Here is a 24188-nt window from a genome sequence, read left to right as displayed (position 1 = left end):
GGCCCCGGCCCCGGTGCGTTCACCAGGGCAGCGGATGCTGGCTCAGGTCCTCGTCCGCGGTGACGGCCGTTCCCGTCGGGCCGCCGGCCGGCAGGGTGGCCATCCTGATGGGGAGCAGGGCCCCCTCCGCGGCGGTCAGCGCGCCCGCGTGCCCGTTCTGGTCGGTCGCCACGGATCCGGGTGAGACGGCGTTGACGAGAATCCGCTCGGCGCGCAGCTCGTTGGCGTACGTGACGGTGAGGGCGTTCAGCGCGGCCTTCGAGGAGTTGTAGGCCAGCAACTGCGGAAAGGCCCGGTTCGACGCGGCGAGGGACACCGAGCCGAGGTTGCTCGTGAGGTTCACGATGCGCGCGGCCTGGGACCGGCGGAGCAGCGGCAGCATCGCGTTGGTCACGGCCACGACGCCGAACACGTTGATCTCGTAGGTGGCGCGCACCTCGTCGACCGAGGTCCGGCTCGGCGCGTGGATGGGCGTGGCGAGCACCCCGGCGTTGTTGACCAGGATGTCGAGCTCGCCGGCCTCGCGGGCGATCGTCTGGGCCGCCGCGTCGACCGACGCCTGGTCGGTGACGTCGAGCTGGACGAATCGCGCGTCGTATCCACGCGCGGCCAGGGTGGAGACGGCCGAGGTCCCGCGGTACGTGTCGCGGGCACCGAGGTAGACCGTCATCCCCATCCCGAGGAGCCCTTCGGCGACCGCGAACCCGATGCCCTTGTTGGCGCCGGTGACCAGGGCCAGCCGCTGCGTGGGACTGATGTGAGTATCCATGATCTGCCCATACTGACCGAGCGGGGTCACCCTGGTTCGGCGGTTCACCGGAATCGTCCCGATGACCGGCCCTCGAACAGGTTCCCCAGGATCTTTACAAGGTTGAACGCAACCAACCGACCCGGTCAGCACGTTTTCCGTGTAGGGGCCACTCACACCCCACGGGCCCCTTCAGCACGACAGTTCCACCACAAGCAATGCAGAGACGGAGCATTTCCTCTTGACTGCCAAGATACTGACCAAGCGCAGGGCCGCCGCCGTCGCCGGTGGCGCGCTGCTCGCGCTCTCCCCACTGGTCGCCCAGACCGCCGCCGCCGCGCAGCCCGAACCCACGGTCTCCGCCAAGGGCGCCGCCCTGTTGGACGGCGACAGCGGCGAGACGCTCTACGGCAAGGACGCGGACACCGTCCGCCCCATGGCCAGTACGGCGAAGATCATGACCGCGTACGTGGTGCTCGACAAGGGCGTCGACCTGGACCGCCAGGTGCCCGTCAAGCAGGAGTACCGCGACTACGTCACCGAGCACAGCACCAGCACCGCCGATCTCCAGACCGGCGACAAGCTCACCGTCCGTCAGCTTCTCTACGCGTCGCTGCTCCCCTCCGGGGCCGACGCCGGCTACGCCCTCGCCGACACCTTCGGCACCGGCGCCACCACCGAGGAGCGGGCCGAGTCCTTCGTCTCGCAGATGAACGCGAAGGCCGACGAGCTCTACCTGCCGAAGACCGAGTTCGACTCCTTCGACGGCGTGGGCACCGACTCCAGCACCCCCACCGAGCTGGCGAAGCTGGCCCAGCACGCGATGACGAACGACACCTTCCGTACGGCCGTCGCGACCAAGCAGTACAAGGCTGAGGCCCCGGCCGCCAACGGCCGTACGCGCTACTACACCTGGAACAACACCAACCAGTTGCTCGGTTCGTACGACGGCGTCATCGGCATCAAGACCGGTACGACGACCCCGGCGGGCGAATGCCTGGTCTTCGCGGCCACCCGGGGCGACAAGACCCTCGTCGGCACGGTCCTGAACAGCACCGACCGGTACGGCGACGCGGCGAAGATCCTGGACTACGGGTTCGGCTCGGACACCGCGGAGAACATGAAGCTCCGCAAGCTCCCGGCGAACGCGCAGCGCGACTGATCACGCTCCGCACCCGCTCGCACAGGACGGCCCGCCGGTACTTCCGGCGGGCCGTTCCCGTGACGGGGCGAAAACGCCGACCACGCCGTCACGCCAAGGGCACGGAAACCGTGCTCCGCCTCAACGTCTGTGCCACGAAGGCCAACGGCTCATTCCCCCTCGGGGAGGAAGAAATACTCGGCCGCGCGATACCCCACCTCCGCCCAGACGGTCTTGGTGTACGGATCCCGTACGCCCCACCCCCACCGGTCGGCATACGCGGCGACCAGCAACAGCCCCCGCCCACCGGTCGAGTCCGCGGCGGGCGACGGGAAGGCCCCGGGCGCCCGGGGCAGCCGGTCGGGCCGGGTGTCGATCACTTCGACCCGCACCCGGTCGGCACCGAGCCCGAGCCGCACCTCGAAGTCCCGTCCAGGGGGACGGCCGTGGGTCACGGCGTTGGCGGCCAGCTCGGCGACGACGGCGGAGACCGCGCCGGAGGCGGGAACGGTACGCGGAATGTCCCATGCGTCGAGCTGCTGAGCACAGAGCAACCGGGCCAGCCGTGCACCACGATGGCTGGAACTGAGCCTGATCCGGGAGAGCGGAAAGAGCGGCGAGAAGGCCGGCGGGGCGCCGAGTTCGGGCGGCGTGGCCAGTCCTGTGGAGACGGCGGCGGGGGGAATTTCCGACTTCATACGGTAACCGTCCCGTCACCCGTATAGCGTGACCAGGGCAGACGTCCGTACCTGACGCGCTGGTACGGACCGCCCCCGGGTTCTGTACGGGTCGCGGCCCGTGACGGGGCCGGGGCGCGGCGCGTTGCGCAAGGAAGGTCATTCACGCATCGGCACGCACGATGGAGTGTGAGGCATATGGGAACCAGCCGTAAGAGCCAGAAGAAGCAACGGACCCAGGACGACGACCGCCCGGGCATCTGGGTCGGCTACGGAAAAATGGTCCGGCTCCACCGCGACCGGGTGGGCCTGACCCAGCAGGAACTCGCCGACGCGGTGGGCTACTCGTACGAGCAGGTCGCCTCGATCGAACAGGGTCGGCGACCGGCGAAGTCGGCGTTCACAGATGCGGCGGAGACGGTACTGAAGGCGGCCGGAACGCTGGCGGTGCTTCAGGAGCTCGTGGACCTGGCCAAGTTGCCATTGTTCTTCCAGAACTTCGCGAAGATCGAGTTGGAGGCAGTGAGCCGATTCTCATGCGATCCGTTGATGATCCCCGGATTGCTCCAGACAGAGGAGTACGCGCGGGCGCTCTTCACAGCACACTGCCCTCCGCTCAGCGACGAGGTGATCGAGCAGAACGTCGAGGCCAGGCTCAGCCGCCAGAGGTTGCTCACACGCACGCCCATGGTGGAGACGTGTTTCATCATCGGTGAACTGGCATTGACCAACATGGCGGGCAGCGCAATGGTGAAGAAGGAGCAGCTTCAACACCTTCTGAAGCAGGGCGCAGCGCGCAACGTCGAGATCCAAGTTATGCCGTTGGAACGTAGCTTCCACCCGGGACTCAGCGGCCCTATGGTGCTGTTGGAGACCCTGGAACATCGCCAGGTCGGGTACATCGAATCCCAGGACGTGGGGTTGGTCGTGACCGGCGCCGCAACAGTCAGCACCTTCGGACTGCGCTATGGCAAGCTGCGTACGCAGGCGCTGAACGTAGAGGAGTCTGCACGCCTGATCGAGCGCATGGCAGGAGAGCTATGAACACCAACGACTCCACGAACCGGCCTTCCCACCTGGCGTGGTTCAAGAGCAGCCACAGCGGCTCGGATGGTGGGGACTGCGTGGAAGTCGCCTGGTTCAAAAGCAGCTACAGCGGGCCCGGCGGCGGAGACTGCGTAGAAGTCGCCCTCGCTCCCACCGCCGTCCATATCCGCGACTCGAAGGCCGCCCCCGGCCCCATACTCCGCGTCGCCGCCGAGCCATGGTCCGCGTTCGTCGCCTTCACCAGCACCCGGCCGGACGCCACCGCCTGACATGTGACCCTCACTCGCTCAACCCAGACCGTCCACGGCCGACCGGATCAGTTTCGCGCGCCGGTCAGGCAGAGCCGCGGCGTCCAGGCTTACTGGGCACGGCAGGTCCTGAGGTAGCTGAGGAACGATGCCTGCAGCCCAGTCACGTGCGTTTCGTGCATGACCGCGCTGGTGACGGATCCGCTGCGTGAGGTGAGGCGGTGAAGGAACGTGGCCGCGTTCTTCGCGAGATTCTGGTAGACCGCCAGGTCTCCGAGGATCTCTCGGTCGTTGAAGGTCACGTGAAGCTTGGTAGCAGGCAGGGTGTCACCCATTGCTTGAAGCTGGGCGAAGACCTGACTGTCCGTACTGATGATGCCGGGGCTGCCCGCACCGATACTGTCGAAGAACGTGCCGCCGTTGAGCCAGGCGTAGAGACCGAAGAGTCCGCCGTGGGAATAGCCGAAGAGACCGTGACCGCTCGGGGCTGTGCCGTATTCGCGTTCGATCCGCGGGTGTAGTTCGGCGGTAAGGAAGTTCAGGAACACATCCCCGCGGGTGTCGTTCAGTTCAGCGAGGTAGGCGTCAGCTCGCTCGCGAGACGTCACGCCCGTCTGCACCCCCGTCTCCACCGCATCGATGAACTCCTTCGCGAGGGGTTCGCCGGGGGGCAGGAGGTCTCGGCTGCGCAACCGCTCCCAGTGCTCTGCGTCCTCGCCCGCGTAACCCACGCTGACTTGGACGTAGGGCTGAATCGGCTGCATGAAGTCCAGTTGGGTGATGATGAGTGGGGCGGTCATGCCCACGGTCCAGTTGCCGTCGAGCACGTACACGACAGGCGCTTGCGCGGCGACAGGGTCGTAGTTCGGTGGCGTGGTGACCCAGACGCCGTAGTCGTGCCCACCGCTGGAGCGCATCTCGAAGTAGTCGGTGTGGGCGAGGCAGCCCTGCCACATGGTGCTCATCTGAGGTCCTTCACAATTTGGCCGGCCTGGATGACGAGGACGGCGTTGGTGGGGTCGGAGAACAGCCAGGGCAACCTGGCGAGCGCGCCATCAGGGTCGCTGTGGATTCGTCGAGGTGGTGCCGCTCTCGACAGTGATGTCGACGTTTCCGGGATCGCGCCCCGACCCGTCGATGACCGCCGCGCCGACCACATGAGCAGGCCCCATAGCCGATCCTCCGCCGTTGCGAGCTGACTGCGACCATGTGTGAAGCAACACGGGGCCGCCGAATTTCTTTTCCAATGGATAAACTGTGGGAGTGATCCTGTCAACCTCGGAACGCAAGGGCAGCGCGCGCGAGCGACTCCTGGCACGGCTTCTCGACGCCTTCGGCGAGGCCCTTCCCCCGCCGGAGATGTCACTCCGTGAGATCGCCGCCCGGATCGAGACCAGCCACGCCCTGTTGCGATACCACTTCGGGTCACTCCCGGGCGTCTTGGCCGCCATGCTCAAGGCGCAGCGGGCCCGTGACAACGAGGCACTTTTGGAGGCCGCCCAGCAGGGCACCTTCGACGATTTCGTTGGGGCGATCTGGCGTACTTACACCCGGCCTGAGCATCTGTCGCGTGTCCGCGGCTTCTTCTACGTCGTCGGACTGGCCGCGTACGGCCCCGAGGACTTCCGTGAGTTCGTAGAGTCGATCGGCGACCTGACCGTGATGCTGTCCTCACTCGCGGAACGCGAAGGTCTCGACACGAAGGAAGCGCGGGATGTCGCCACCGTCACCATTGCCGCGATGCGCGGCCTCCTCTTGCAGGAAGTCCTGACTCCTGGAACCCGCCCGGAGGACGCGGTCACCTTGATCCTGCGCATGCGAGAGGGCCGATCCGTTCCACGGTCACGTCCGGAGCGTTAAGCAGGCCCCGGCCCCTGGGGCTTGGCGCCGCACCGGGGGCGAGTGGAGCCTGACGCACCGCACGCACGGCGTTCCAGGGCCCGCACTCGCCGACCTCGGCACAGCTCTCCCCGGACGCGTCAGTCTCTGCCCGCTTCCCGCGCCACGCGCTCCAGTTCGCGCCGGTACGTCTCCCAATACGCCTCGTCGCCCGGTGGCATGATGTCGTTGCCCTGACGCACACCGGCGGCCCCGTCGATGAGTTCCCGCACGATGTCGGCGTGACCGGCGTGGCGTTGGGTCTCGGAGACCATATGGACCAGGATGCGGTGCAGGGTCACCTCCCGGTGTTCCTCCGGCCACCACGGGACGTGGCCGAGCGCGTCGAGCGGCAGCGCCGCGATGGTGGTGTCGGAGTGCTCCCACGCCCGGTGGTAGAGCCCGACGATGTCGTCGCGTGACTCGTCCGCGGTGGCCCACATGTCCGCGTTGGCTTCGGGGTCCTCCGTGTACCACCAGGGCGGCGGCTCCGCCACGAAGAACGGACGTCCGAAGGTGTCGCCGAAGTAGCCCAGTTCCACACCGGCGACGTGCTTGACCAAGCCGAGCAGGTTGGTCCCGGTGGGGGTCAGGGGGCGGCGTATGTCGTACTCGGAGAGCCCGTCGAGCTTCCACATCAGCGCGTCACGGGCAGCTTGCAGATAGCGGAGGAGGTCTGCTTTCGGGTCTGGTTCGGTCATGCCGGGCAGTCTCGCAGGCACCACTGACAATCGGGCCGCGTGAGATGACGAGGCAGGTCACGGCCGCGTCACCGCACCACCACACGGTCGAGCGTCGCCCGGCCCGCCGGCCCCCATGTGACCTTGCCGCCGGGAAGGCCCAGGTCACCGGCCCGGCCGACGCTGAGGAGCATCATGCCGCGCAGGACCGCCCACCCCCGGGCGCGCCGGATCATCGCCTCGTCCGCGTGTCCGTATCCGTTCAGGAACCGGGTGGCCGCGCCCTCGGGAAGGAGCACCCACGCGGCGGCGAGGTCCGTCGCCGGGTCACCGGCGCCGAGGTCGCCGAAGTCGACCACGCCCGCGAGGGTGCCGTCCGCGACGACGACGTTCGCGGGGTGGAGATCGCTGTGGATCCACATCGGGGGTCCCTGCCACACCGGGGCCGCGAGCGCGTCCTCCCAGACCTCCCGGACCTCGTCGCCCACACCGTCGACGGACGCGAACATCTTGTCGACATCGGACCGTCTCCCTTCGAGAGGGCCCCCGCGGTCCGGCTTGACCGGCACTTCGGCGGGCGCCTCCCGGTGGAGCAGTCCGAGGAAGCCCGCCAGGGCGTCGGCCGCGTGCCGCCCGCGTGTGACCGGCGTCCGGTCGGCCGGTTCGCCGGGCACCCAGGTCGTGATGGTCCACAGGCGCGGGAAACGCGCGGACGGTTCACCGACGCGTACGGGAACCGGCACCGGAAGCGGCAGGCGCGGGGCGAGTCCGGGCATCCACCGGTGCTCGGTACGCAGCAGGGTCGGGGCCCGCTCCGTACGCGGCATGCGTACGGCCAGCTCGTCCCCGAGGCGCCACATCTGGTTGTCCCAGCCGCCGTCCACCGGACGCAGGTCCAGATCGGCGAGGTCGGGATGCTGCTCGCGGATCAGGGTGCGCACCAGGTCGTCGTCGATGTCGAAGCCGTTCATGGGGTCAGAGTGTGGCAGTCGGACCGTCCGGCCGGTCGAGGCGTCCGGCGACCATCTCGCGGCTCAGGGCCTCCGTCTCCGGCTCGGGCAGCCGCTCGAAGCCGTCCTCCGTGATCACCGAGACGATGGGGTAGATCCCGCGTCCGATGTCCGGGCCGCCGGTGGCCGAGTCGTCGTCCGCCGCGTCGTACAGCGCCTGGAGCGCGGCCAGGGCCGCGTCGTGCCGGGACATGTCCTTGCGGTACAGCTTCTTCAACGCGCCCCGGGCGAAGGGCGATCCGGAGCCCTCCGCGTAGAAGTCCGTCTTCTCGTACGGGCCGCCGGTGACGTCGAAGCTGAAGATACGTCCGCGCGCGCCGTCCGGCGCCGTCTCGTCGTACCCGACGAGCAGCGGCACCACGGCGAGGCCCTGCATGGCCTGGCCCAGGTTCTCCCGGACCATGCCCGCCAGCCGGTTCGCCTTCGCGTTGAGGGTCATGGGGATGCCCTCCATCTTCTCGAAGTGCGTCAGCTCGACCTGGTAGAGCTTCACCATGTCCAGCGCGAGCCCGACCGTGCCCGCGAAGGCGACCGCGGTGTAGTCGTCCGTGGGGTGCACCTTCTCCAGGTCGCGCTGCGCGATGAGGTTCCCCATGGTGGCCCGCCGGTCACCGGCGATCAGGACGCCGTCCCGGTAGATGAGCGCCAGGATCGTGGTGCCGTGCGGGAATTGATCGGGTACGGGCCTGACGCCGTCCGCGAGAAAGCGGCGCGTGCCCAGCAGTTCCGGACGGTGGGCCGTCAGAAAGTCGGTGAACGACGAGCTTCCCGGAACAAAGAACTCATCCCCCGGCATGCCCCCGGTCGCACTGCTCGCCATGCGTCTTCCCCCTCATGTGTGTCCGCCCCCAGCACACTCCTACCATGGGCGCGCGGCGGGGAAACGCCCACTAGAGGGAGCAGGGGGGCCATGCGGTCGGCAGTGAAGTCCGTGCGTGCCGTCAACCGCGGAGGCCGTCGCATCCCGCGCGCCGGTGCCCGCACATGAGCGCCACTCCCGTCACCCCCGCCGTCCTCTGCGGGCTCGCCGTCAATCCGGCCACCCCGGCCGACCTCCTCCTGCGCCTCCTGGAGCCGGAGTACGCGACGTCCTGGAACGCGCTGGGCCGTGAGCGGCGGGCGTTCCCGCCCGAGGTGGCCGCGGCCGTCGTCGCCCACCCCGAGCCACGGGTGCGCGGGGCGCTGGCCCGTAATCCGTACGTGGATCCGGAGGTGCGGGGGCTCCTCGTGGACGATCCGCACTGGAACGTACGGTCGCGCCTCGCGAGCCTGCCGGACCGCGACGGGATCGCCGGGGCGCTGCCGGAGTGGGTCATCGACCGCATGTACACGACGTACGACCACCAGGAACTCCAGGATCTCGTCTTCTCCCGCCAGATCCCCTTCGCCGTACGCCTCGCGCACGCCACGCATCCGATGGCCTCGGTCCGGGCGAACAGCACCGGGATGTGGCGGTACCTGTCGCCGGAGCAACGCGCGACGCTGCTCGCGGATCCGCATCCGGCGGTCCGGCGGTCGGCCGAGAGGCGGGTACGGGAGGACGACGCGGTCGCGATGGAGAGGGAGTTGGAGGGCATGCCCGCCTGTCACGCGCGCTCCCAGATCCTGGTGAACCACCGGCTCTCCCCCGCCGTGGTCGACTCGCTGCTCCGCGCCCCGGACGCCGACAGCCAGTGGACCCTCGCCCACAACTACAGCACCCCGCCCGAGGTCCTCGCGCGCCTGACCGGCTCCCCCCACGCCAAGGTCCGGCTGGAACTGGCCCGCCGCCCCCACCTGCCGCGTCCTCTCGTCGACGCGCTCACCCGGGACGCCGATCCCGGCGTCCGTACCGCCGTCTCCGTACGGCCCGAACTCACCGAGGACGAGCGGGCGTCGATCGACTACACGGTCGAGGCGGAAGAGAACTGCGGGCCGCGTGAACATCATTGGCTGCCGCCCCTCGATCCGGCGGAGTCGGCCGCGTACGCCCGTTCCCGCCATCCGCTGCTGCGCCGCCGCGCCGCCGTGGATCCGGCACTCCCGCCCGAGCTGGTGCGACGCCTCGCGGGGGACGAGGACGTCGGCGTACGGGTGCTGCTCGCCCAGAACCATCCGGGCGCGCCGCCGGAGCTGCTGCTGCGCTGCTACCAGGAGTACCGGGGCCCGCACCGGGAACGGCTGGCCGCGAACCCCCGCTTCCCCGTCGCCGGGCTCGCCGAACGGTTCGCGGCGGCCGGGGAACCCGGGCTGCGCCGGCTGGCTGTGCTGGATCCGGGGCTCTCGCCCGCGCTCGCCGACCGGCTCAGCCGTGATCCGGCGCCGGAGATCCGGGCCGGGGCGGCCCGGCATCCACGGCTGCCGGCCGGGCGGGTCCTGGAGTTGCTGGCCGACGAGGAGCCGGCGAGGAGCGCCGCCGCCAACCCCGCGCTGCCGGTGCCGGTGATGCGGCGGCTTCTCGGGGGTGCGGGGACCGCCGCGTAGAGTCCGTCCTCATGTCGACGACTCCCGCCTCATGAGAACGCGCCTGGTGGCGTGTGGCGCCGCCGTGCTGACCGTCGCCGCCGGGCTGGGGATCCGGTCCTTCGGCTCCGGCGACGTCGCCAAGTACGGGGGCGACGCGCTCTACACCGTGCTGGTGTACGTCCTGGTGGTGCTGGCCGTGCCGCGCGTACGACCCCGTACCGCGGCCGGGGTCGCGCTCGCGTTCAGCGTCGCCGTCGAACTGCTCCAGCTCACCGGGGTCCCCGCCGAGCTGGCCGCGCGCAGTACCGCCGCGCGGCTGGTGCTCGGCTCGACCTTCAACGCGCCTGACCTGCTGTGGTACGCGGTCGGTGCGGCAGCCGGATGGGGCGTGCACGCGGGGTGTGCGCGGGCGTCGCGCCCGTCGTCGTCGCGGGGGCGGGATCGGTCCGTACGGACGACGGAGCCGCCCGTGGTCCCGCTGGTTCCGGATGCTCGGCGCGGCGTATCCGGCGGTCGACCGCCCGGTCCTTGAGGTGCCAGAACACCGGCGGCGCCAGCACCAGGGCGAAGAGGGCGATCAGGGCGAGAACAGTCAGGAAGTTGTCCATGTCCCTACTGTCGCCGTCCGGCGCCGGAGGCGGCAGTGGCAGGACCGCCACCGACCCTCGAATTACTGCCAGCGCGCTGGCACACTGGAACCATGCTGACCAATGTGGCCGCCGTACTCCTCGACGGCGTGCACCCCTTCGAGCTGGGGGTCCTCTGTGAGGTCTTCGGCCTCGACCGCAGCGACCAGGGCCTGCCCGTCCACGATTTCGCCGTCGTCTCGGCGGAGGGGCCCGTCCTGCGGACCCACGCCGGGTTCACCCTGAGCGATCTGCACGGCCTCGACCGGCTGGAGGAGGCCGACCTGATCGCCGTGCCCGCCGGGGACACGTACACCACCCGCAGCTACCCGCCCGAGCTGCTGGACGCGCTGCGCCGCGCGGTGGACCGGGGCTCCCGGGTGTTCAGCGTCTGCTCCGGGGTCTTCGTCCTCGGCGCCGCCGGGCTGCTGGACGGCCGGCGCTGTGCCGGGCACTGGCGGCACGCGGAGGAGCTGGCCCGCGCCTTCCCCCGGGCCACCGTCGAACCGGATGTGCTGTACGTGGACGACGACCCTGTCATCACCTCGGCGGGCACGGCGGCCGGCATCGACGCCTGCCTCCACCTCGTACGCAAGGAGTACGGGCCCGAGGTCGCCAACGCGATCGCCCGCCGCATGGTCGTACCGCCGCACCGGGACGGCGGCCAGGCGCAGTTCATCGACCGCCCGCTGCCGGCCTCGCCCTGCGACACGGTGGGCGAGGTCCTCGGCTGGATGGAGCGGCACCTCGACCGGGAGATGACGGTCGAACAGCTCGCCGTACGGGCGCACATGTCGCCGCGTACGTTCGCGCGCCGCTTCCAGCAGGAGACTGGGACGACCCCGTACCGCTGGCTGCTGCGCCAACGGGTGCTGCTGGCACAGGAGTTGCTGGAGGGTACGGACGAGACGGTGGACAGTGTCGCGGGGCGGGCCGGGTTCGGGAACGCGGCGGGGCTGCGCCATCACTTCCTGCGGACACTCGGGACGACGCCGAACGCGTACCGCCGTACCTTCCGGGGACCTTCGAGCCCGTCTGCCCTCTTGGGCTCCTCGGCCCCCTCGGACCCCTCGGACCCCTCGGACCCCTCGGACCCCTCGGACCCCTCGGACCCCTAAGCGGTCCCCAAAGCAGACGTCCCGTCCGATAAACCCCTCCGCATGTGAAGATTCCGGCGCAGGAACAACGGCCTCCGCTTTCCGTACCTCTTCCCTCCCAAGTCCGAGCAACCACCTCCCCGCGGTGGGCTCTTGACCGATGAGGAGGTCCGCGCCGATGAGACTGCCCCCCGCACTCCGGCCGCGACGCACCACACACGCCCAGGCACAGGCCGAGGCCCAGGAAGGCCCGCACGCGGAACCGTCGGCCGCCCCGGCCGGCCGACGGTTCATCGACTTCCCCCGCCACGGCCGGCGCGGCCTGCGGCGCTGGACTCCGTCCTGGAAGCTCACGTCCGGCCTCGCCGCACTCTCCGCCGTGTCCCTGGGCGGGGCCTTCGCGGCCGTCTACACGCAGGTCGAGATTCCCGGCGCGCACGACTCCGCCCGCCGCCAGGCCACCGTCTACTACTGGGCCGACGGCAGCCGCATGGTGAGCGTCGGCGACGTCAACCGGCAGGACGTCACGCTCGCGCAGGTCCCCGTCTCCGTGCAGCGCGCCGTCATCGCGGCGGAGAACGCCGACTTCTACTCCGACGCGGGTGTCTCCTTCACCGGCATCGCCCGCGCCGCCAAGAGCGTCGTCGAGGGCAAGGAGACACAGGGCGGCTCGACCATCACCCAGCAGTACGTGAAGAACACGTATCTCACCCAGGACCAGACCGTCAGCCGCAAGGTCAAGGAACTCGTCCTCGCCCTGAAGGTCAGCAACAGCAAGAGCAAGCGGGAGATCCTGGAGGGCTACCTCAACACCTCCTGGTTCGGCCGTGACTCGTACGGCGTCCAGGCCGCCGCCTACGCCTACTACGGTGTCCCCGCCAAGGACCTGAACCCCAGCCAGGCCGCGCTGCTCGCCACCCTCCTCAAGGGCGCCGACAGTTACGACCCCTCACTCGGCCCCGCCAACCACCGGCGGGCCGTGGAGCGCTGGAACTGGGTGCTGGACCGGCAGGTCGAGACCGGGGTGATGAGCGCCGCCGAGCGCGCCCGCCACAAGGACTTCCCCGAGCCGAAGAAGCCGGTCAAGCCGACCAGTCAGGCCGGGCAGACCGGCTACCTCGTCGACATCGCCAACAAGTACCTCAAGAGCCGCGGCGGCATCACCGGCAAGGATCTCGCACACGGCGGCTACCGCATCCACACCACCTTCGAGAAGGACAGGGTGGACGCGCTGGCCGAGGCGGTCGAGAAGGTACGGAAGGACGGCCTCGACCCGAAGAAGCGCGCGGCCGACCGGCATGTGGAGGTGGGTGCGGCGTCCGTACGGCCCGAGGACGGCGCGGTCGTCGCGGTGTACGGCGGCGCCGACGCGATCACCCACTTCAGCAACAACGCGGACACCTCGGGCGTGCCCGCCGGGTCCGCGTTCAAGCCGTTCGTGTACGCCGCCACCCTGGAGCCCGTCACCGCCGGGGCCCGGGGTCCGGCGGTGACCGGCGAGCGAGGTCAGGGAGAGCCGGGGCTCTCGGTCGCCGTGCCCGTGCCCGTGCCCACGTTCGCGGGGATGCCCCTGGTCGAGGCGATGACGGGCACGAGCCACACCCCGTTCGTCGAGGCGGGCAAGAAGATCGGCCTGCGGAACGTCAAGCGGATGGCCGTCTCGGCCGGGCTGCGCGAGGAGTCCATGGCGAAGCTGGAGCCGACGTTCTCCATCGGCACCTCGACGCCCAGCGCCGTCCGGCTGGCCAGCGCCTACACGACCTTCGTCAACGAGGGCAACCAGACGGAGCCGTACTCGGTGACGAAGGTCGAGCGGGACGGCGTCCCCGTCGACGGCTTCGCCAAGCCCGAGCGGCGGCGCGCGATGAGCGACGCGGTGGCCGCACGGGTCTCCGGGGCGCTCCTGAACACGGGGTGGAGCGCCCTCGACGCCAAGAGGGCGGACGGAGCGGACGGAGCCACGTCCGACGCGTCCCGGGGGCCGGTCTGGGCGGGCGCCACCAACGCGGGCGACTACATGCGGTCCGCGTGGTTCATCGGCTCCACGAGGAAGCTCTCCACGGCGGTCGCGATGTTCCGTACCAAGCCGGACGCCCCGCAGCTCCTGGGCATGCAGGGCGTCGGCGGCCCGGACTCCGAGCGGGGCAACGTCTTCCCCGTACGGATCTGGGAGACGTACCAGCGGATGGTCGGCCCCGCGCCCTCGGACCGGCGGGCCGACCCCCTCCGGCCCACGGAGGAGGCGGCGCCGGGAACTCGGGGGCGCGGAGGACCTGAGGAGACCCACGAGCCCACGGAAACCTAGGAGTTCGGGACGACCTCGTAGCGCGGCGTGTTCTCCTCCATCTGCCGCAGCGCGTCCTTGCGGTCGCGCTTCGACAGCCGGTCGATGTACAGGTAGCCGTACAGGTGGTCCGTCTCGTGCTGGAGGCAGCGCGCGAAGTAGCCGGTGCCCGCGACCCTGATCGGGTTGCCCCGGGCGTCCTGGCCGCGGACCACCGCGTAGTCGGGGCGCGCCAGCGCGGCGTAGGCCGTCGGCACGGACAGGCAGCCCTCGTTGGAGTCGTCGAGATGACGCTCCGACGGGGGCAGCTCCTCCAGCACCGGGTTGCAGACGGCGCCCACGTGCCGTGCGCCGTCGTCGTCCGGGCAGTCGTAGATGAAGACCTTCAGGTCCACACCGATCTGGTTGGCCGCCAGGCCCACGCCCTCGGCCGTGCGCTGGCTGGCGAACATGTCGTCAATCAGCGCGGCGAGCTCGTCGCCGAACTCCGTGACGTCCCGGCACTCCTTGTGGAGCACCGGGTTCCCGACGACGGTGATCGGGCGGGACGTGCCGCGCTCGCGGTGCGCCAGCTCACGGGCCGCCGCGTCCTCCGTGTCCACGACGAATCCGTCCCCCGGCTCCGCCACCGAGGTCCCGCCCTCGTATCCCTGGTCCGTCTCCTGCTGCGCCATGTCCGCAGTACGCCTTCCTCGGTACCGATGCTGCCCGCACGATCCGTCCGCCGTGGCTGGTGTGCCGCGCGCGGAGTCTGCCGGGCCGGAGTCTGCCGGGCCGGCACCCCGTAGCGGTCCGGTGTGCGCGTACAGCCTAAGGGCAGCCTTCAGGGGCGCGTCGCAGCTCCCGGACCCGTCAGGTGAGTGGACCGGTCTCCGCCGCGCACACGTCCCTGTTCAGCACACCTCTTCGAGGTCGCGCCACTCCCGGGTGTCCGGGCTGTCGGCCACCCACCCGTCCAGCAGCCCGCGCACCAGTCCCGGCGGCGCCGCGATCCCGCACTCACGCTCCGGTGCCCACTGCTCGCCGGCCGTACGGTGGCCCAGCGGCCCCGGGTGGCCCGGCTCGCTGTGGTCGTGCGGGTCGAGGTGCTCGCCGTCGCCCTCGGCGCTCGGCATCGTGGACTCCGAGCAGGCGCGGCAGAGCAGCCGTACGGAGGAGGACCAGTCCTCGGCGGCGAAGCCGGCGTCGGCGGCCAGCCGCTCCAGGGCGTCCCTGTCCCCTTCCGTGGCCGCTTCGAGCAGCACGACCCAGGTCGGTACGGGCGAGGGCGCCCACAGCTCGATCTCGTCGAAGACGGGGTAGGCGCGGACGGCGCCGTCCGGGCTCGCGGCGGTGGTGCGCTCACCGTTGGGTACGCCGTCGTGCAGGACGACCTCGCCCCAGCGGCGGCCCGACGAGGGCAGCGGGATCGACAGGATCTCGATCCGCGCCGGGTCGAGCCTGCGCCCCCAGACCACCTCGGCCTCGCCCTCCGGGGAGAGCCGGACGGCCGCGCTGCCCAGCTCCATGCCCTCGGGCTCGCCGTTCGCCTCGGCGCTGTGCGGGTTGCCCGGCACGCGCAGCCCGTACGCCTGCCAGGCGCGGCGGGCCAGCGGCCAGTCCTGGAGCGCGGTCGCCGCGATCCCGACGTTCCACCAGTCGGGGGCGCCGGTCTCCTTGTCGAGCAGGGCCACGGCGCGCAGCCCGGCGGCGCGCGCCTGCTCCCAGTCGTGCCGGAACTTGTGCAGCAGCGCCAGATTGAACCAGGACTCGGAGAGCCACGGTTCCAGATCGGCGGCGCGCGTCAGCAGCGCGCCCGCGTCCTCGTACCGGCCGTCACCGATCAGCGTGAACGCGCGGTCGGTGGCCTGCCGCCACGAGGCGGAGGGCCGATGCCGTACCTTCCCGAAGATCCTCACGATTCCCGCCTGCCGGTCGTTCGGGCAGTGCCCCCTGACACCCTCTTCTTCGCATCCAACCATGCCCGGTCGGACGCCCGCTCATTACCCATGGGTTACCCCGCCCCACCAGGGGCCGGGCCGCCCCGGGAGAGGACGCGCGCCAGGGATTCGACCACCTCGGGCTGGTAGTCGTGCCCCGTACCGAGCCGCAGCCGCTCCAGCGCGCTGAGCGGGCCGCTCGCACTGGCACTTTCCCCGGCCAGGTCGTCGTACGCATTCACGGCGCGGACAATCCGGGCCGACAGCGGCTGCTCGCGGTACGGATCCGCCTGGCGCTCCACCACCATCGCGACGGCGGCGGGCACCCCGGTCTGGCGGACCACGGCGCCGCCGAGCAGCGCGATACGGCGCTGCTCGGCGACCGGGAGCAGTGCGGTGGCGCCCTCGGGGACCGGGTCGACGAGGGAGAGCTGGCCGATGTCGTGCATGAGCGCGGCGTACTCCAGGACGGTCAGCTCGGGCCCGGAGAGCCCGAGCTCGCGGCCGACGGCGCGGCTGAGGTCGGCGACTCTGCGGGCGTGTCCGTGCCGGGTGTATCCGGCGATCTCGGTGGCGCGGGCGAGCGAGGCGATGGTCTGGCGGTACGTGGTGCGTACGGCGGCGTACCGGCGGAAGGAGAGCTGCGTGAGCAGCAGCGGTACGCAGAACACGGGCAGCGCCCAGAGCCCGGCGACGGCGACGCCGAGGGCGATGACGGCGCCGGTGGCGCAGACGGCGGAGCCGATGTGCAGCAGGGCGCGCAGCTCGTCGCGGAGCAGCGGCCCGAAGGGGTGGCGGGTGCGGGCGCGCAGCGTCAGGGCCGCCAGTACGGCGTCGCAGAGCGCGGTGAGGGCCAGCAGGACGAGGAGCAGGAACGCGTAGCCGGGACCGGCGCCGATGTGTTCGCGCAGTTCGCCGGAGTTGTAGAGCGGCTGGAAGCAGATGGCGGCGAAGCCGACGGTGAGGACGCGTCTGACCAGGTGGTCGAGGGTGGGGCCGTGGCCGCGCGCGACATGGGGGACGGCTCCGGCGAGCGTGGCGGCGAGGACGACGGTGACGGTCTGGAGCACGCCGTGGCTGGTCTGCTGCCCGGCGTTCTCGCCGAGGAGGGCGTAGGCGAGCGCCCCGGCGGCGCCGAGCGGGGCGGGCTCCCGCTCGCCGGGGAGCGCGCCCCAGCGGGCGAGTTCGCCGACGGCGATGAGGACGCCGAAGGCGAGGGCGATCCGGGGTTCCGCGAGACCGTGCCAGAGGGTCGAGGCGAGGCCGGCGGCGGTGAGCAGCCCGGCCGTGCCGTACACGGCGACGACGGTGAGAGGGACGGTGCGGGCGTGCCCGGCCGGGGCCCGGCCGGTGGTGGCGGTCATCGGGGACCGCCCCGGCTGCCCCGTCCGCCCCGGGACGTGGCGCCGCCGGCCGTACGGGGGCCGCGCGCGCCGGATCCGGTGGGCGCCCCGGACGGGGCCGCCGCGCCCGGCTGGGCGGTGCGGGCCGGAGGGACGTTTCCGCGCGGTCCCGGGGCGGACGGGGACGCTGCGGCAGGTGGGGACGCCGGGGCGGGCGGGGCGGGCGGGGTGGTCTCCTCGTCCGCCGTGACCGCCGTCCGCCAGCCGTGCCGGTCCAGGGCCCGGACCAGCGCCCGTACCATCGCCGGGTCGAACTGGGTCCCCGCGCACCGCTCCAGCTCCGCAACCGCCGTGCCGACCGGCCGGCCGCGCCGGTACGAGCGGGTCGAGGTCATCGCGTCGAAGGCGTCGGCCACCGCCACCACCCGCGCGAACTCGGGGATCCGGTCCCCGGCGAGCCCGTACGGGTAGCCGCTGCCGTCCAGCCGTTCGTGGTGGTGGAGGATCGCGCCCCGCGCCTCGCCCAGGAAGGCGATGCCGCGCACCATCTCGTGCCCGTACTCGGGATGCAGTTCGATGACGCGGCGCTCCTCGGGCGTCAGGGGGCCGTCCTTGCGCAGCACCCGGGTCGGCACGCCGAGCTTGCCGACGTCGTGCAGGATCCCGGCGAAGCGGAGGACTTCGATCCGCTCCCGCTCCATGCCCATCTCCTGGGCGATCAGCACGGAGGCGTGCCCGACGCGCTCGCTGTGCCCCCGGGTGTACGTGTCCTTGATGTCGACCGCCTGGACGAGCGCCCTGATGGTGGCCTGGTGGGCGGCGCGCTCGCGGTGGTACTGGGCGAAGACCCAGCAGGAGATGTACATCGGCAGCAGCACCAGCAGCGCGGAGAGCGGCCCGTACGGGCTGCGCCACAGGACGGCCATCATCAGCCCGGCCAGCCCGTGCGCGGCGTGCGGGGCGAGGGAGCTCGCCAGCAGCCCGCGCCAGGCGGCGCGCGGCTCCATCCGTTCCGCGACGACGAGGATCGAGCCGTCCAGCGCGGTGAGCACCAGGCAGAACGCGAGGGCGGCGGCGCCCGCCGGGAGCAGGACGTACGGGAAGTCGGGCACCGTGAGCCCGTACCCCCCGCCGCCGAGCGCGACGGGGCCGCCGAAGAGCACCTGCGCCCGGGAAGCCGCCCAGGTGGCGAGGGCGAGCTGAGCCGCCCGCCAGACCCGCCTGGCGCTGCGCGGGCGCTGCTCGATCCGGCCGAGCAGCACGCCCGGCACGGCGACCAGCGCCGCGGCGGCGGGCGGCAGCAGCAGGGCGGCGGCGAGCAGCACGGGGAAGAACGACCTGGCCGCGACGGGTACGGAGCCGTTCAGCGAGCGCCCGAGGACACGGCAGCGCGCGGGCAGCTCGCAGAGCGCGTAGAGCCCGGCGAGCAGCCCGGCCGCGAGCCAGGGCGTGGAGCCGGGGTCGCGTACGGCGGGCTGGACACAGGCGGCGGCGCAGAGCGCGGTCACCAGAATGTACGCGCGCGCCGCACCCGGTATGGCCCTCACGCGTCTCCGCCCCTCCCTCGGCTCCGCCCAAACAGAGGGTCAGGCTAGCGAGTTGGGGGGCGTTCATCGGGAAATTGGCGTCGATTAGCACCTTCGGGTGAAAAAGGTGCTATGAACCGCGACGGGGGCGCACCGCACCACGTGCGGTGCGCCCCCGTCAGGGCACCGGCGGTCGCGCCGCCGTCCGTCACGCACGGCGGCGCGACGGCGCCCGGCTCACTCCTTGGCGACACCCGGCAGATCACTGCCGGACGGCTTCGCGCGTGCCGCGGTGGTGACGGCCGTGGTCGACACGTCGGGGGCCGTCGACACGTCATGGTCGGGCACGGCCTCGCCCGACCGGATCAGGTCGATCCGTCCCAGCACCTTGGAGCGCAGGTCGGCCGGTACGTCGTCCTGCCCGCAGCACCGTTTCACCAGCTTCTTCACGGCCTGTTCGAGGCCGTACTTCTCCAGGCACGGGGAGCACTCCTCGAAGTGGACCTCGAACTTGGTGCAGTCGCTGTCGGGCATCTCCCGGTCGAGGAACTCGTAGAGGTGGTCGAGAACCTCGGCGCAATCCGTCTCATGCGGCTCTCCGCAGCTCATGAGCCCGAACCTTTCCGATCGTCCGACGACTCCCCGGCACCCGCCGGGACGAGCCCGCGGTCGCGGGCGTAGTCCTCCAGCATGCCGCGCAACTGGCGGCGCCCACGGTGGAGTCGCGACATCACCGTACCGATGGGTGTCCCCATGATGTCCGCGATCTCCTTGTAGGCAAAGCCCTCTACATCGGCGAGATAGACGGCGATCCGGAACTCCTCCGGGATCGCCTGGAGCGCCGACTTCACATCGGAGTCCGGCAGGTGGTCCAGCGCCTGGGACTCGGCGGAACGCAGCCCGGTCGACATGTGCGACTCGGCGCGCGCGAGCTGCCAGTCCTCGATCTCCTCGGCGGCGCTGCGCTGGGGTTCCCGCTGCTTCTTGCGGTACGAGTTGATGAAGGTGTTCGTGAGGATGCGGTACATCCACGCCTTGAGGTTGGTGCCCTCACGGAACTGGTGGAAAGAGGCGTACGCCTTGGCATAGGTCTCCTGCACCAGGTCCTCGGCGTCGGCCGGATTGCGCGTCATGCGCAGCGCGGCCGAGTACATCTGATCGAGGTAGCCCAGGGCGTCACGCTCGAAGCGGGCGTTGCGCTCGGCAGTGGTCTCTTCGATGTGGCCGTCGTCGGTCGCTCCGTCGGTCCCAGTGACCGGACCCACCTCCTCCAACGCTGTGGCGGACCCGAATGCGGACCCACTCGAATCGGAGAATAGTCGACCTTGCTGGGACGGGGCCTGTCGGTCCGTCCCGGCGCCGGCCCGACCGGGGGCGTTCCTGGCCACGGAAAGCACAGTCCACTCCAGGTCAGTGGCTTCTGAGCGGCGCGGGCAGATGGTCGAACCCATACGACGGACTCCCTTTCGATGCGCTGTGTACCGATGTTCGTCACAACAGCGTCCCCCTGCGCATCATTCCCGCACGGACCGACCTGGAGCCTCTCCTTCCGATCGGGCCGCATCGAGACCGTCCAGCCACGCCGCCACGCCCCCGGTGATCGTCTCCAGAGCCTCGTCCTGCCCGAGAGGCGCCTTCTTGGGTACGGCGAAGGAGTGATCGCCGTAGGGCACCTCAAGAAGCCCGTACCCCACTCCGGAGGACCCTGAGGACCCGGAGGACCCGGAGGACCCTGAGCACTCGAAGGAATCGGAGGACTTCCGGGACTCCGGGGCCTTCCGGGACTCCGAAGGCGCCGGGAACTCCGCGGGCTTCCCGAAGGGGTCGTTCCCGCCCTGGACGACCAGGGTGGGCACCCCGGAGCCGAGCAGCTCCGCCGCCCGGGACTTCTCGGGGCGGCCCGGCGGGTGCAGCGGGAAGCTCAGCGCGAGTACGGCGCGGGCGCCCAGCTCACGCGCGGTACGGCAGGCCACGCGCGCCCCCGCGCTGCGCCCGCCGGCGACGAGCCCGAGCCCCGGCTCCCGCCCGGCCAGCGCGGGCCACAGCGCCCGCCAGCCGGTGTCCAGGGTCGCGGGCGCGGGCGCCACCTTCTTCCCCGCCACCCGCCAGGGCTGCTCCACCAGGGCGACGGTCACCCCGAGCGGGGGCAGCGCGGCGGCGAGGGCGCGCAGGTCGCGCGCCTCGATCCCGCCGCCCGCGCCATGGCCGAGGGCGAGGACGAGCCGCGGGTGCGGGGCGGGGTGCCAGGTGATCCTGGCGTCCCCGGCGGGGGTGTCGACGGTCCGGGTGTCTGTGGTCACCCGGCCCATCCTGCCGCCCGGGGAAGGATCCTCAGAAGAGCGTGCTCTCCTCCGGCGCGGCCAGCTCCTCCAGCAGCTCGGGCCCGTTGTTGCGGACGCTGCTGACCGCCGTAGCGACCGGGTACGCCCGCATCAGCCCGCCCGGCGGCGGCGTCAGCAGCCCCCGCAGGTCGTCGGGGTCCGTACGGGACGGGTCCAGCCAGGCGTCCCAGCGGTCCGGGGTCAGCATCAGCGGCATCCGGGGGTGGATGTCGGCCAGCGCCGCCGGACCCTCCGCGGGGGCCACCCCGAGCGGGGTCGTCTCCGCCTCCGTGGTGATCACCGAGCAGGTCGCCCACCAGGCCAGCGGATGGTCGGGCGGCAGGGTCGGGTCGCGCCAGAACTCGTACACCCCGGCCAGTGCCATCACCGAGCCGTCGGCGGGGGTCACGAAGTACGGCTGCTTGCGCGTCCGCTTCTTCTTGCCCTGTTCCTCCAACTGCCGCTCGTCGGAGCCGGTGACCCACTCGTAGTAGCCGTCGGCGGGCAGGATGCACCGCCGTGAGGCGAAGGGCCGACGGAAGGACGGCTTCTCGTGGACGGTCTCGGCCCGCGCGTTGATCATCCGGGCGGCGCCCTCGGGCGTCTTCGACCAGGACGGTACGAGCCCCCATGTGAGCCGCCGGAGCTGGCGCACCGGCCGCGGCGTAGGCGCGTCCTTCAAGGGGCGCTCAAGGACCGCGTAGACCTCTTTGGTGGGCGCCACGTTCCAGTCCGGGGCGAACGTCTCCTCCGGCTCCCACTTCTCGATCCCGAAGATCCCCTGAAGCTCCTCGGGCCGGCGGCTCGCCGCGTACCTGCCGCACATTCCCCATCACCACCTTGAGCCGACCGCAATCGCCGGTCGGTCTTATGAACTGCCTGTGCGTTCTCGTCCGCCGGAACGGAGGGCGGCGGGTGAGCGTCTTTCACCCGTACCGCGTATGAGTGCCAGACTGCCACGACGTACACCCAGTTGAGGAGCCGCCCGAGAAATGGCCAGCATCGACCCGACCTCGCTCGGCGATCTCTGGGATCGCGTCTTCGGCACCCAGTCCCCTCCGGACGAGTGGCTGGTGATCGCCACGGCGGCCGTCGCGCTCGTCGCCGTCGTGCCCCGCGTGCTGTGGCGGCTCTCCCGTAACGCGATCACCATCGCGCACGAGGGCGGCCACGGGCTGATAGCCCTGGTCACCGGGCGCAGACTCGACGGAATACGGCTGCACTCCGACACTTCGGGGCTCACCGTCAGTGCGGGGAAGCCCACCGGCCCCGGCATGATCCTCACCGCCGCCGCCGGCTACACCGCGCCGCCCCTGCTGGGGCTCGGCGGCGCCTGGCTGCTCTCCGCCGACCACATCACCCTGCTGCTGTGGCTGACCACCGCGCTGCTGCTCGCGATGCTGGTGATGATCCGTAACGCGTACGGGGCGCTCACCGTGATCGTCACCGGCGCCGCCTTCCTCCTCATCTCCTGGCTGACCAGCCCCGACGTCCAGGCCGCTTTCGCGTACACCGCCGTCTGGTTCCTGCTGCTGGGCGGCGTGCGCCCGTCCTTCGAGCTCCAGTCCAAGCGGCGGTACGGCGGCGCGGGCGACTCGGACGCGGACCAGCTCGGCCGGCTCACCCACACGCCGCCCCTCCTGTGGCTGCTCTTCTTCCACGCCGTCTCGCTCTGCTCCCTGATCGGCGGCGGACGCTGGCTGCTGGACCTCTGACCTGCCCGGCCTCCGCCCGGCCCGGGGGGTCCTCCCGCGTCTCCACACTTGGTCACGACGCGCGGGTTACGCCCGGGTTACCGCCCATTTGGTCAGGATCGGGCTCCGTCAAGAGCCACTAAAGTGTGGGGCATGACCGAGAGCTCCGTGCAGTCCGCCCCCTGGCCCGCCCCCTACGCGAGCGGGGCCGTCGAAGCGACGGTCACCGTGCCCGGATCGAAGTCGGTCACCAACCGCGGTCTCGTCCTCGCCGCGCTGGCCGCCGAGCCCGGCTGGCTGCGCCGTCCGCTCCGCTCCCGCGACACGCTGCTGATGGCGGAGGCGCTGCGCGCGATGGGCGTCGGCATCGAGGAGACCGTCTCGTCCAGCTCCGGCGGCGGCCCCAGCGGCGAGGCATGGCGCGTGATCCCCGCCGGGCTGCACGGCCCAGCCTCGGTCGACGTCGGCAACGCCGGTACGGTGATGCGCTTCCTGCCGCCCGTGGCGACCCTCGCCGACGGGCCCGTCCGCTTCGACGGCGACCCCCGGTCGTACGAGCGCCCGCTGCACAGCGTCATCGACGCGCTGCGGGTCCTCGGCGCCCGGATCGACGACGACGACCGCGGCTCGCTCCCGCTGACCGTGCACGGCGGCGGCGCGCTGGACGGCGGCACGGTCGAGATCGACGCCTCCGCTTCCTCCCAGTTCGTCTCGGCGCTGCTGCTCTCCGCGCCGCGCTTCAACCAGGGCGTGGAGGTGCGGCACACGGGCTCCGTGCTGCCGTCCCTGCCGCACATCCGGATGACCGTCGACATGCTGCGCGGGGTCGGCGCGCAGGTGGACGAGCCCGAGACGGGCGGCGAGCCGAACGTCTGGCGGGTCTCCCCCAGCGCCCTCCTCGGCCGCGATCTGACGGTCGAGCCCGATCTGTCCAACGCCCAGCCGTTCCTGGCCGCCGCGCTGGTCACCGGCGGCCGGGTCACCGTCCCCGACTGGCCCGCGCGGACCACCCAGCCGGGTGACACGCTGCGCGAGATCTTCACCGCCATGGGTGGCTCCTGCGAGTTCACCGAGACCGCCGAGGGCACCAGCCTCACCCTCACCGGCTCCGGCCGGATCCACGGCGTCGACCTCGACCTGAGCGAGGTCGGCGAGCTGACGCCGGGCATCGCCGCGGTCGCCGCACTCGCCGACTCGCCGTCCACCCTGCGCGGCGTCGCCCATCTGCGGCTCCACGAGACGGACCGGCTGGCCGCGCTCACCAAGGAGATCAACGAGCTGGGTGGCGATGTCACCGAGACCGCGGACGGTCTGCACATCCGCCCGCGCCCGCTGCACGGCGGCGTGTTCCACACGTACGACGACCACCGCATGGCCACGGCGGGCTCGATCATCGGCCTCGTCGTGCCCGGCGTGGAGATCGAGAACGTCTCCACGACCGCCAAGACCCTGCCCGACTTCCCGCGGATGTGGACAGAGATGCTCGCGGGAGCGGGAGCCTGAG

The 24188-nt window shown here is 71.3% G+C and carries 23 protein-coding genes and 1 pseudogene; 10 read left to right on the top strand and 14 right to left on the bottom strand.

The window, feature by feature from the left end; all coding sequences use genetic code 11:
• Window positions 1–19 precede the first annotated feature (19 nt).
• Window positions 20–769, bottom strand: coding sequence for an SDR family oxidoreductase (locus ACIBJC_RS16540; protein WP_399292614.1), 750 nt, complete (start codon window positions 767–769; stop codon window positions 20–22).
• Window positions 770–989: 220 nt separating this feature from the next.
• Between ACIBJC_RS16540 and ACIBJC_RS16535 the strand changes: the two genes are divergently transcribed.
• Window positions 990–1910 (top strand): D-alanyl-D-alanine carboxypeptidase family protein, encoded by a 921-nt coding sequence (locus ACIBJC_RS16535; RefSeq protein ID WP_399292613.1) that lies wholly within the window; start codon window positions 990–992, stop codon window positions 1908–1910.
• A 149-nt stretch (window positions 1911–2059) separates the two neighbouring features.
• Here the strand turns inward: ACIBJC_RS16535 and ACIBJC_RS16530 are convergent, their stop codons facing one another.
• The gene (locus ACIBJC_RS16530; RefSeq protein ID WP_399292612.1) at window positions 2060–2587 is read right to left on the bottom strand and encodes an ATP-binding protein; all 528 of its coding nucleotides are present in this window, start codon (window positions 2585–2587) and stop codon (window positions 2060–2062) included.
• A 177-nt stretch (window positions 2588–2764) separates the two neighbouring features.
• Here ACIBJC_RS16530 and ACIBJC_RS16525 point away from each other — a divergent pair, with 177 nt between their 5' ends.
• Window positions 2765–3610 (top strand): Scr1 family TA system antitoxin-like transcriptional regulator, encoded by an 846-nt coding sequence (locus ACIBJC_RS16525; RefSeq protein WP_399292611.1) that lies wholly within the window; start codon window positions 2765–2767, stop codon window positions 3608–3610.
• Window positions 3607–3882 (top strand): DUF397 domain-containing protein, encoded by a 276-nt coding sequence (locus tag ACIBJC_RS16520; RefSeq protein ID WP_399292610.1) that lies wholly within the window; start codon window positions 3607–3609, stop codon window positions 3880–3882. Before ACIBJC_RS16525 ends, ACIBJC_RS16520 begins: the two co-directional genes overlap by 4 nt.
• A gap of 89 nt (window positions 3883–3971) precedes the next feature.
• Here the strand turns inward: ACIBJC_RS16520 and ACIBJC_RS16515 are convergent, their stop codons facing one another.
• Entirely contained in the window at window positions 3972–4826 is an 855-nt protein-coding gene (locus ACIBJC_RS16515) for an alpha/beta hydrolase (RefSeq protein ID WP_399292609.1), read from the bottom strand.
• A 292-nt stretch (window positions 4827–5118) separates the two neighbouring features.
• Here ACIBJC_RS16515 and ACIBJC_RS16510 point away from each other — a divergent pair, with 292 nt between their 5' ends.
• A complete protein-coding gene (locus ACIBJC_RS16510) occupies window positions 5119–5721 on the top strand; it encodes a TetR/AcrR family transcriptional regulator (protein ID WP_399292608.1) in 603 nt (200 codons plus the stop codon).
• 119 nt (window positions 5722–5840) lie between these two features.
• Here ACIBJC_RS16510 and ACIBJC_RS16505 read toward each other — a convergent pair whose 3' ends face one another.
• From ACIBJC_RS16505 to prcB, 3 genes are all read right to left on the bottom strand, one after another.
• Window positions 5841–6440 (bottom strand): DinB family protein, encoded by a 600-nt coding sequence (locus tag ACIBJC_RS16505; protein WP_399292607.1) that lies wholly within the window; start codon window positions 6438–6440, stop codon window positions 5841–5843.
• 68 nt (window positions 6441–6508) lie between these two features.
• Window positions 6509–7390 (bottom strand): aminoglycoside phosphotransferase family protein, encoded by an 882-nt coding sequence (locus ACIBJC_RS16500; protein ID WP_399292606.1) that lies wholly within the window; start codon window positions 7388–7390, stop codon window positions 6509–6511.
• Window positions 7391–7394: 4 nt separating this feature from the next.
• Window positions 7395–8249, bottom strand: coding sequence for a proteasome subunit beta (gene prcB / locus ACIBJC_RS16495; RefSeq protein ID WP_399292605.1), 855 nt, complete (start codon window positions 8247–8249; stop codon window positions 7395–7397).
• A 164-nt stretch (window positions 8250–8413) separates the two neighbouring features.
• Here prcB and ACIBJC_RS16490 point away from each other — a divergent pair, with 164 nt between their 5' ends.
• From ACIBJC_RS16490 to ACIBJC_RS16475, 4 genes and pseudogenes are all read left to right on the top strand, one after another.
• Window positions 8414–9892, top strand: a complete 1479-nt coding sequence (locus ACIBJC_RS16490; RefSeq protein ID WP_399292604.1) for a translation initiation factor 2 — start codon at window positions 8414–8416, stop codon at window positions 9890–9892.
• A 31-nt stretch (window positions 9893–9923) separates the two neighbouring features.
• Window positions 9924–10304 (top strand): annotated as a pseudogene (locus tag ACIBJC_RS16485) (DUF2809 domain-containing protein); the annotation flags it as partial.
• Window positions 10305–10574: 270 nt separating this feature from the next.
• Entirely contained in the window at window positions 10575–11618 is a 1044-nt protein-coding gene (locus tag ACIBJC_RS16480; RefSeq protein ID WP_399292603.1) for a GlxA family transcriptional regulator, read from the top strand.
• A gap of 157 nt (window positions 11619–11775) precedes the next feature.
• A complete protein-coding gene (locus tag ACIBJC_RS16475) occupies window positions 11776–13902 on the top strand; it encodes a transglycosylase domain-containing protein (protein ID WP_399292602.1) in 2127 nt (708 codons plus the stop codon).
• On the opposite strand, the gene def is transcribed toward ACIBJC_RS16475, so the two are convergent.
• The 8 genes from def to ACIBJC_RS16435 all read right to left on the bottom strand — a co-directional run bounded on the left by def (window position 13899) and on the right by ACIBJC_RS16435 (window position 21816).
• Window positions 13899–14555 (bottom strand): peptide deformylase, encoded by a 657-nt coding sequence (gene def / locus ACIBJC_RS16470; RefSeq protein WP_399292601.1) that lies wholly within the window; start codon window positions 14553–14555, stop codon window positions 13899–13901. The genes ACIBJC_RS16475 and def overlap by 4 nt on opposite strands.
• A 219-nt stretch (window positions 14556–14774) precedes the next feature.
• Entirely contained in the window at window positions 14775–15779 is a 1005-nt protein-coding gene (locus tag ACIBJC_RS16465; protein ID WP_399292600.1) for a tetratricopeptide repeat protein, read from the bottom strand.
• A gap of 95 nt (window positions 15780–15874) precedes the next feature.
• On the bottom strand, window positions 15875–17164 hold the full coding sequence (locus ACIBJC_RS16460; RefSeq protein ID WP_399292599.1) for an HD-GYP domain-containing protein: 1290 nt from the start codon (window positions 17162–17164) through the stop codon (window positions 15875–15877).
• Window positions 17161–18690 (bottom strand): HD-GYP domain-containing protein, encoded by a 1530-nt coding sequence (locus ACIBJC_RS16455; protein ID WP_399292598.1) that lies wholly within the window; start codon window positions 18688–18690, stop codon window positions 17161–17163. Before ACIBJC_RS16455 ends, ACIBJC_RS16460 begins: the two co-directional genes overlap by 4 nt.
• A gap of 216 nt (window positions 18691–18906) precedes the next feature.
• On the bottom strand, window positions 18907–19278 hold the full coding sequence (gene rsrA, locus ACIBJC_RS16450; RefSeq protein WP_399292597.1) for a mycothiol system anti-sigma-R factor: 372 nt from the start codon (window positions 19276–19278) through the stop codon (window positions 18907–18909).
• Window positions 19275–19934: a sigma-70 family RNA polymerase sigma factor gene (locus ACIBJC_RS16445; protein WP_365812177.1), complete on the bottom strand. Its 660-nt coding sequence runs from the start codon at window positions 19932–19934 to the stop codon at window positions 19275–19277. Before ACIBJC_RS16445 ends, rsrA begins: the two co-directional genes overlap by 4 nt.
• A 249-nt stretch (window positions 19935–20183) precedes the next feature.
• Window positions 20184–20978, bottom strand: a complete 795-nt coding sequence (locus ACIBJC_RS16440; RefSeq protein ID WP_399292596.1) for an alpha/beta family hydrolase — start codon at window positions 20976–20978, stop codon at window positions 20184–20186.
• Window positions 20979–21000: 22 nt separating this feature from the next.
• The gene (locus tag ACIBJC_RS16435) at window positions 21001–21816 is read right to left on the bottom strand and encodes an SOS response-associated peptidase (protein ID WP_399292595.1); all 816 of its coding nucleotides are present in this window, start codon (window positions 21814–21816) and stop codon (window positions 21001–21003) included.
• A 175-nt stretch (window positions 21817–21991) separates the two neighbouring features.
• Here ACIBJC_RS16435 and ACIBJC_RS16430 point away from each other — a divergent pair, with 175 nt between their 5' ends.
• Complete coding sequence (locus ACIBJC_RS16430) at window positions 21992–22705, top strand: M50 family metallopeptidase (RefSeq protein ID WP_399293178.1); 714 nt, start codon at window positions 21992–21994, stop codon at window positions 22703–22705.
• 132 nt (window positions 22706–22837) lie between these two features.
• The gene (aroA, locus tag ACIBJC_RS16425) at window positions 22838–24187 is read left to right on the top strand and encodes a 3-phosphoshikimate 1-carboxyvinyltransferase (protein WP_399292594.1); all 1350 of its coding nucleotides are present in this window, start codon (window positions 22838–22840) and stop codon (window positions 24185–24187) included.
• Window position 24188: the final 1 nt, after the last annotated feature.

Source organism: Streptomyces sp. NPDC050509, from assembly GCF_044457965.1.
In the GTDB taxonomy this organism is placed as follows: domain Bacteria; phylum Actinomycetota; class Actinomycetes; order Streptomycetales; family Streptomycetaceae; genus Streptomyces.
This window is presented reverse-complemented; position numbering and strand designations above follow the sequence as displayed.